This window comes from Coleofasciculus sp. G2-EDA-02 (assembly GCF_040226375.1).
Taxonomy (GTDB): Bacteria; Cyanobacteriota; Cyanobacteriia; order Cyanobacteriales; family Coleofasciculaceae; genus Coleofasciculus.
The window spans coordinates 25,038-32,604 of record NZ_JAVKEW010000213.1; the positions used below are offsets into that span (position 1 = coordinate 25,038).

Here is a 7,567-nt window from a genome sequence, read left to right on the forward strand (position 1 = left end):
TCTTTACCCCTAACGAGCAGATTACACTAAAAGTGACCCCGGACGGATGCTTTAGGGCGATAAACCAGGTGCTAGGCTACCATGATCGATCAGGTTTTCAATAATCGTTATCGCGTTGTCAAGATTTTAGGCTCAGGTGTCTCAGGATTAATTTACCTAGCCGCCGATACTCGCCATCCCGATTGCCCGGTTTGCGTAATTCGACAACTCAAGTTACCCACGAAAAATCCTCAGGCACTTGAACGCCTGCAATTTCTCTTAACTCATAAATCTGAAACCCTGGAACGGCTGGCACAAACCAACCAAAATCCAGAAATATTAAACTATTTTGTCGAAAACAGAAAATTTTATCTGGTCGAAGAATTTATTCCAGATCATCCCTTAACTACCTTTAAAAAATCCGATCAACAGCCCAAAGAAGATCAGGGATTAATCCGGTTTCAAGAAATGCTAACCTTGGCGGGTAAGCCCCCTGAACCCGAGATAGAACCCCCTCTACTTTCTACCTCTGCCCAAACGTCCATTGCTGATTCTGATAATTTGGAAATATTTACTGGAAGACAATTACCGAAATCTCTTAATAAATCCCGATTTAAGCAATGGCGTTGGCTCATTTGCGTGGGAGGAATAAGTTTGATAATTGGGGTGGGATTAATTTTGCTGCTAAGAGAAGATCCCAACGGGACAAAAGCGCAAGATTTTTTGAATCAAGGGGTTGACCAACTAAAAAGTGGTAATGTGCAGGGCGCGATTGAGGCGTTTGATGAGTCGATTCGGCTCAATCCTAACAACCCATTAGCTTACGGAAATCGGGGAATGGCTTACGATGAGTTGGGAGCGTATCAAGCTGCTATTCAAGATTACAGTAAATTGATTGAGCTTGATCCGAGTAATGTAGACGCTTACTATCAGCGAGGGCTAGCCCGTTACGATTTGGAAGATTGGCAAGGAGCTTTAGCAGATTTTACCGAATTAATTCAGCGAAAGTCCAATGAGGCTCAAGCGTACTACCATCGAGGAATTACTAACTACCAACTGAACCAGTATAAAGCGGCGATTGAAGATCTTGATCAGGCAATTCAGCTCAATCCCAAAAATGCCCAAGCTTATGCGGCGCGAGGATTAGTGCGGGATGCGATGGGAAATAAGCAAGAAGCCATGGCAGACTATACTCAAGCTATTGAGTTAAATCCCAATAACGCCAAAGCTTATTACAATCGAGGCAGAACTCGATTTCATTTGGCAGATTATACCGGGGCTGTAGACGATTATACCCAAGCGATCGCGATTGACCCCACAGATAGTATGGCTTACACAAATCGCTGTCAAGCACAGTTTAACCTAGGAAACTATCGAGACGCGATCGCGGATTGTACGGAGGCGATTAATCTGAATCCGAACAATCACATCGCTTACAACAATCGCTGTATTGCTCACTTAAATCTTCAAGACTATCAAAAAGCCCTCAAAGATTGCAGCCAATCGATTCGCATTGAACCCAGTTATGAAAATGCCTACATTAATCGTGGGGAAATTCGCCGCAAGTTAGGAGATAACCAAGGAGCGCTCGAAGATTACATCCAAGCCATTCGACTCAATCCCAACAACAGCGTCGCCTATACCAATCGCGCCCTTGTCCGCCGAGAGTTTGACGATAACCCTGGTGCTCTAGACGATTATACCGAAGCCATTCGACTTAATCCTAATAATGCCTTTGCTTATTCCGGTCGAGGATTAACCCATGCTGCACTGGGGAATACCATGGAAGCGATTAACGACTTAGAACAAGCCTCCAAGCTGCATCTCGACAACGGCAGAATTGATCAATATAATGAAGCGCAGCTTCAACTTAAGAAATTGCGCTAATCCCATGAATGAAGGTGAATAATCGATAAATAAGTTTGGGACAAATAAAAATTGCTCCTACCCCCTATTTGACTCTGGGATTTTCAGGTAACTTGCCTTGCTCTTGAGCAGCTTTAATGGCTCGCTTGATGATTAACACTGCCATCTGAGATAGGGAGCGATCTTCGGCGTTAGCCAGTTTTTGTAGCGCTGCCTTATCTTCTTCTTCTATGTAGAGAGTGACTGTAACTTTTGCCATAGTTTCATTATAAGCACTTTTGTGTGGATAGCACAAGTCTAGACAAAAAAATAAACCGCACATAATCGAGCAAAATTTGTGCCATTTTATGGGGAGTACGAGGTGATGGGGTGAACAGGGGCATGGGTGCGGGGGGCATGGGAAGATAATGGTATCGGATTGATATTGTGCCGCCTAGCTAAATGCGACAATGGCTGGCTTTTAACTTGACCACTATTTTTCTCTCTTGAACACTATGACACCGAGTCTACTTTTTACCATCGCGAATCTATTTGTTTTACCCTTCTGGCTACTGATGATTCTGCTTCCCAACTGGGGGATTACCCGGAAAGTGATGGAATCCTATCTCCCGTTTGTCGCATTAGCGGGGTTGTACATTTACTTCTTCGCCAACAGTATTACAGCCGAATCTGCCCAAGCCTTATCCAATCCCCAACTTGCTGATATTGCCCGCTTCTTTGGGGACGAAATCATCGCCGCAGCGGGATGGACTCACTTTTTGGTATTGGATTTGTTTGTGGGGCGGTGGATTTATTGGGAAGGGCAGCAGACTGGGGTGTGGACAGTTCATTCCCTGGTTCTTTGTTTATTTGCCGGACCAATTGGATTGCTGTCTCACATTTTGACGGCTGGGATTACCCAGAAATTCTCTGCGGGTTCTAAAACGGAATCGACTACTGCATCGACGCCTACTTCATAGATAAGTAGTCGGACATAAATAACCTTATGTGTTAGGTTTCCGGAAAATCTCCCATCGGTGCGCTTGGGAGCATGTCACCTTTGTAGGTTGAACCTTTGGAACGTAGGCTCCCACCTTCTTTTTGAGTAAGCCAACGCAAGCGGGTTAGCCTGTTGGGTAATGCTTACACTCTACCCAACCTACAAGAATGTTTTGTGCTGTCCCTGACATGCTCCCGTGCGCTGGAGTGCGATCGCAGACTTTTACAAAACTTAATAAGCATACCGTTTACTTTTGTCCAACTCAAGAGAGAGATAATCCCATTTTTATTTAATCGTGCAACAAATGAGGTGATGAACAGATGCGGGAAATGGGTCAATAAAGAGAAAAATAAGTACCTGGACATAAAGTCTTTTATCCTCCTAAAGTCGTAAAAAAATATTTATTATTAAGCTAATAACCTTGTAAGTTATTGCATATTCCCTATTTATCCACAACTCAAGTTAGATTATTTTTGCCAAAGATTAAGATTAAATAAAAATAGTACACCGCAAGGGAATTACTCAAAATTCCTGAAACGCTGGCGGCAATGTAAGCATTTTGAGTTTTAAATTCCGCGCAGCGGTACAAGTTGATAATTTTTTCTAAATCTGATGAAGGATAAAAAAATGAACAGATATCTTATTCCGAGTCTGGCAATTGGGACATTAGTGTTTAGTGCGGGTCAAGCTCAAGCTGCCCAAGTGACGATTGACGATTTTGAAACGGGTTTTCAAACAGTCCAACTTGGGGGTAAAGGTATGACCTCTAGCTCAACGATGAATGGGCTTAACCAAATAATTGGTGGAGAGCGCGAAATCAAATTGACCGTAGAGGAGAGTGAATTTGGCACTAATCGGGGTGCGAGTGTCGATGTGCAAAATAGTCTGCTAACTTTGAGCAACGATGCTGGAATCGAAAGTGAGACAGTTATTACCTGGGATGGACCGGGCAAAAGTGGTCTGAATGCTGATCTGACTGGGGGAGGTATGAATGGGGTCTTCAGTTTGGATATTGTCAGTGTCGATTTGCAGGCACTGGTAACACTAGCCGTGACAGACAGGGGTGGTGATACAGCAAGCCTGAGTAAGGCGGCACTAAGGGAAGGCAGTGCTGTGTTCAATTTCAATACATTTAACAATGCGATGGATACAGATTTCAGTGATGTAGAATCAATATCCTTGACGGTTGGAGGACCACAAGAGGTTGATTTTGCAGCAGACTCTCTTGTCACTACTGTCGCTCCCGTCCCCGAACCGCTGACTATCCTGGGTTCAGGTTTAGCTTTAGGATTTGGTGCTTTGTTTAAAACAAAGTATTCAAGAAAGCACCAAAAAGCCCAGCACAAGAATTAAGGCACAGATCATTTAAGTAACGTACTGTTTTTGTAATCCTCAAGTTCCCACATCTTCAACAGAGGTTTTCCTAGCGCCAAAAACCGCGATCGCAACTCCTGCCAATAGAACGGCTGCACCTACTAGCACAAAGCGTCCTGGGAGTTCCTGAAAAACGAGATACCCCAAAAAACTAGAGACAACAGGTTCCCATAAAATCGCTAGGGTAACCAGGATTGGAGAAATCCAGCGCACTGCCCAGTTAAAGCTAGTATGCCCAATTAATTGAGGCAAAACCGCCATGAGCAAACTATAAAGGTAAACTGCACTGGGATAACCCAGGTAGCCAACACCAAAGACTAACGGCAAGGGCAACAAAACCAGTGCGCCAGTGCTGTAGGCAATGGTAATATAGCTGCCAATTCCCAAACCACGCCGCTGTGCTTCTCGACCTAACAATAAATACAAACTTGCCATCAAGGCGCCAACCAAAGCCAGACTATTCCCCAAAGCGGGATTATGACTAACGCCCACAGTTTCTTGATCCCCTAAGGCAATCAGCACACCGCCCATAAAAGCAATACCAATTCCCAATAGGGTTAGCCGAGAGGGTTTTTCCTTAAACCATAGCCAAGATAGCAAAGCCACCCAGATTGGGTTGGTGGTGACTAAAGTCGTAGAAGCGGCAATTGACGTGAAGGATAGGGAAGTAATCCAGGTGGCAAAATGTAGGGCAAGACAAATCCCAGCCCCCACAGCATGAGGGAATGCACCAGGACTCAGTTGATTAGCTCGTAGGTTTCCCCAAGCGGGTAATATTAATAAAGATGCCAAACTCAGGCGAGAAGCGGATAGAAAAAGACTAAATCCAACACCACTCAACCCAGCCGCCGTATTGGCTAAGCGAATAAAAATAGCGGCACTGGAAACGGCTAAGACGCCAGCGACTAAAACCAGTCCCACCTGCCACGATAACGGTTGCTTGGGCGTTTTCACAATTTCACTCTCCCTATTTAATGAATTTTTTGTAAAGGAAAATTTTATTTCGATTAAGATCTAATTAATAGTGTGAGTAATCTATCTGAACTCAAGTGACAAGGGAAATTTATCGCAATAAACAAAAGATTTTCGATCTGTGGGCACCAAACTACGACCTGCTGTTTACCACTGTCTTCTATCAAGCGGTTCACAAACGGTTATTGGAGTACGTAGAACTACCGGAAAATCCGAATGTGCTTGACCTCGGTTGCGGTACCGGTCGTTTACTGCATCGCCTTGCCACCCAGTTTCCCACTCTCCAGGGTACAGGAGTTGATTTATCCTCCCAGATGCTGCGTCAAGCCCGACAGCGCAACCAGCATCGACCGCGACTCATTTTCAAGCAGGGTAATGCTGAGTCTTTACCCTTTACTGAGGGTCAATTTGATGCGGTTTTTAATACAATTAGCTTTCTGCATTACCCTCAACCTCAACAGGTGCTCTTTGAGGTGAATCGAGTCCTGGGAGAGGGGGGACGTTTTTACCTGGTTGACTATATCGGTCGAAAAAAAACAGTGCCCTTTTCTATCCCCTTATTTACCAATAACCTTCGCTTTTATAGTCGAGAGCAACGCGAACAATTTGGTACGGTAGCAGGTATGGAATGCTTGGGGCATCATTTTCTTTTAGGACCGGTGATGCTAACGATTTTCCGACGCATTGGTTCAGGAGGTTAAATATGGAACGTCATCGCACTTTCTCTGGGGTTATTTGGGAAGCGACAACAGGCTATTGTCGCGCTATCCGCGTGGGCAATCATATTTATGTTTCAGGAACAGCACCCATTGAACCCGATGGTGGAGTTTTTGCCCCTGGAGATGCTTATGCCCAAACTCGCTATTGTTTGCAAAAAATTCGCCAAGCATTGCAAGATTTAGGGGCGGATTGTCAAGATGTAGTCCGCACTCGCCTTTATGTCACCGATATTAGCCGTAGTGCTGAGTATGCCCAAGCGCATCATGAGTTTTTTGCCGAACATCCACCTGCTAATACTATGGTTGGCATTCAGGCATTAGTTGATCCCCAGATGCTGGTGGAAGTCGAGGTAGAGGCGGTTTGTCCAGCTTAGGAGTCGTACACAATCCAATTTCTTTCGCGATCGCGTCGTTGTCATTTGTCAGGGTTAAATGAGACCCAGAGTGCCGATTTTTTGCACAAGTCAGGGATTGATCACAGGATATGAGAAAATTCAACAAGCAGTCGGATTGTCCGAGCTTAAATTTATGTCTCACGAATCCTCAGAACAACTCAGCCTCTTTGACCAGTCAGGGTTGACATCTTCTACCCCTAATGACTTCCAACCGTCATTAATTCCTACGGATGCCAAGATTCCGATTCCTCCTGGCACTTACGACTCCATGGAGCCACTGGCAGCTCATTGTAACATTTGTCAGCGCTGTGAATTAGGAGCGACTCGCACCCATGCGGTAGTGGGGCGGGGTAATCTTCATGCTCCGATTATGATCATTGGGGAAGCCCCTGGGCAAAATGAAGACGAGCAAGGTTTACCGTTTGTCGGGAGAGCCGGACAATTGCTGGAGAAGATTCTCGCAGCGGTCAAACTGGATAGTGAACGGGATGTCTATATCTGTAACATGAATAAATGCCGCCCTCCTGGTAATCGAGTACCTACTCCTGATGAAGTGGCGGCTTGTAAACCTTATCTACTCGAACAAATTCGCTTAGTCGATCCCAAGATTATCCTGCTAACGGGCGCAACGGCTGTCAAGGGGTTAACGGGTGAAAAGCGCGGGATTACTAAAATTCGTGGCACTTGGATGGAATGGGAAGGGCGAGAGTGTATGCCAATTTTGCACCCGGCATACCTATTGCGGAATCCCTCACGGGAGCAGGGTAAGCCGAAGTGGTTGATGTGGCAAGATATCCAGGCGGTGCGTGCCAAATTAGATGAACTGCAATCCTAGAGCGTCGCTTAGAGTAAGGGAGCATGTCACCTTTGTAGGTTGGGTTGAGTACGAAACCCAACGAGAGCAAGTTAGCTTGAAGGTTATGTGCTTTCCCTGACATGCTCCCTAGAGTAAGAAGTAGAGACTCCTCCGGCGGAACGTCTTATTGACATCCTCCCCCGGCTAAAGAGCGCGGGGGATTCCTCACCACGCCACCTTTTTAGGGGTGGTCGCTGATTGGGGTTGACGCTTCGCTGAAGGTTGCCTCCAAATCAGGTCTTACACCCTCTCCACGTCCGTTTATAGTCTCGGAATGCCCTCCCGCGACTTGTATTTACATTACCACAATAGTAGAACGTTATCCGAATTATTTGACTGGCGAATTTATTCGCTACCTAGACGGTTCGCTCGGTTTCATCTCCCAGCTAAAGAGCGTGGGAGCCTTCACCCATCGCTTGAACGGTAA

Annotated in this window: 8 protein-coding genes; 6 read left to right on the forward strand and 2 right to left on the reverse strand. The window is 45.5% G+C overall.

The window, feature by feature from the left end; translation table 11 throughout:
- Positions 1-81: 81 nt before the first annotated feature.
- A complete protein-coding gene (locus RLO19_RS25030) occupies positions 82-1,866 on the forward strand; it encodes a tetratricopeptide repeat protein (protein ID WP_446360108.1) in 1,785 nt (594 codons plus the stop codon).
- Positions 1,867-1,930: 64 nt separating this feature from the next.
- On the opposite strand, the gene RLO19_RS25035 is transcribed toward RLO19_RS25030, so the two are convergent.
- Positions 1,931-2,104: a ribbon-helix-helix domain-containing protein gene (locus RLO19_RS25035; RefSeq protein ID WP_446360109.1), complete on the reverse strand. Its 174-nt coding sequence runs from the start codon at positions 2,102-2,104 to the stop codon at positions 1,931-1,933.
- A gap of 235 nt (positions 2,105-2,339) precedes the next feature.
- Here RLO19_RS25035 and RLO19_RS25040 point away from each other — a divergent pair, with 235 nt between their 5' ends.
- Positions 2,340-2,804 carry an ABA4-like family protein gene (locus RLO19_RS25040; protein WP_446360110.1) on the forward strand — a complete coding sequence of 155 codons (465 nt, stop codon included), beginning with the start codon at positions 2,340-2,342 and terminating at the stop codon, positions 2,802-2,804.
- 647 nt (positions 2,805-3,451) lie between these two features.
- A complete protein-coding gene (locus RLO19_RS25045) occupies positions 3,452-4,177 on the forward strand; it encodes a PEP-CTERM sorting domain-containing protein (protein ID WP_446360111.1) in 726 nt (241 codons plus the stop codon).
- A gap of 39 nt (positions 4,178-4,216) precedes the next feature.
- Here the strand turns inward: RLO19_RS25045 and RLO19_RS25050 are convergent, their stop codons facing one another.
- Complete coding sequence (locus RLO19_RS25050; protein WP_446360112.1) at positions 4,217-5,152, reverse strand: DMT family transporter; 936 nt, start codon at positions 5,150-5,152, stop codon at positions 4,217-4,219.
- Positions 5,153-5,247: 95 nt separating this feature from the next.
- Here RLO19_RS25050 and RLO19_RS25055 point away from each other — a divergent pair, with 95 nt between their 5' ends.
- The 3 genes from RLO19_RS25055 (at position 5,248) to RLO19_RS25065 (ending at position 7,119) form a co-directional block, all read left to right on the forward strand.
- Entirely contained in the window at positions 5,248-5,871 is a 624-nt protein-coding gene (locus RLO19_RS25055; RefSeq protein WP_446360113.1) for a class I SAM-dependent methyltransferase, read from the forward strand.
- Positions 5,872-5,873: 2 nt separating this feature from the next.
- Positions 5,874-6,263: a RidA family protein gene (locus tag RLO19_RS25060; RefSeq protein WP_446360114.1), complete on the forward strand. Its 390-nt coding sequence runs from the start codon at positions 5,874-5,876 to the stop codon at positions 6,261-6,263.
- A gap of 154 nt (positions 6,264-6,417) precedes the next feature.
- The gene (locus tag RLO19_RS25065) at positions 6,418-7,119 is read left to right on the forward strand and encodes a uracil-DNA glycosylase (RefSeq protein ID WP_446360115.1); all 702 of its coding nucleotides are present in this window, start codon (positions 6,418-6,420) and stop codon (positions 7,117-7,119) included.
- The last annotated feature ends 448 nt before the right edge of the window (positions 7,120-7,567 follow it).

Excerpts from the sequence above, each read along its gene's own strand:
- RLO19_RS25030 (WP_446360108.1), top strand. The coding sequence starts at position 82 with ATGATCGATCAGGTTTTCAATAATCGTTATCGCGTTGTCAAGATTTTA.
- RLO19_RS25035 (WP_446360109.1), bottom strand. The coding sequence starts at position 2,104 with ATGGCAAAAGTTACAGTCACTCTCTACATAGAAGAAGAAGATAAGGCA.
- RLO19_RS25040 (WP_446360110.1), top strand. The coding sequence starts at position 2,340 with ATGACACCGAGTCTACTTTTTACCATCGCGAATCTATTTGTTTTACCC.
- RLO19_RS25045 (WP_446360111.1), top strand. The coding sequence starts at position 3,452 with ATGAACAGATATCTTATTCCGAGTCTGGCAATTGGGACATTAGTGTTT.
- RLO19_RS25060 (WP_446360114.1), top strand. The coding sequence starts at position 5,874 with ATGGAACGTCATCGCACTTTCTCTGGGGTTATTTGGGAAGCGACAACA.
- RLO19_RS25065 (WP_446360115.1), top strand. The coding sequence starts at position 6,418 with ATGTCTCACGAATCCTCAGAACAACTCAGCCTCTTTGACCAGTCAGGG.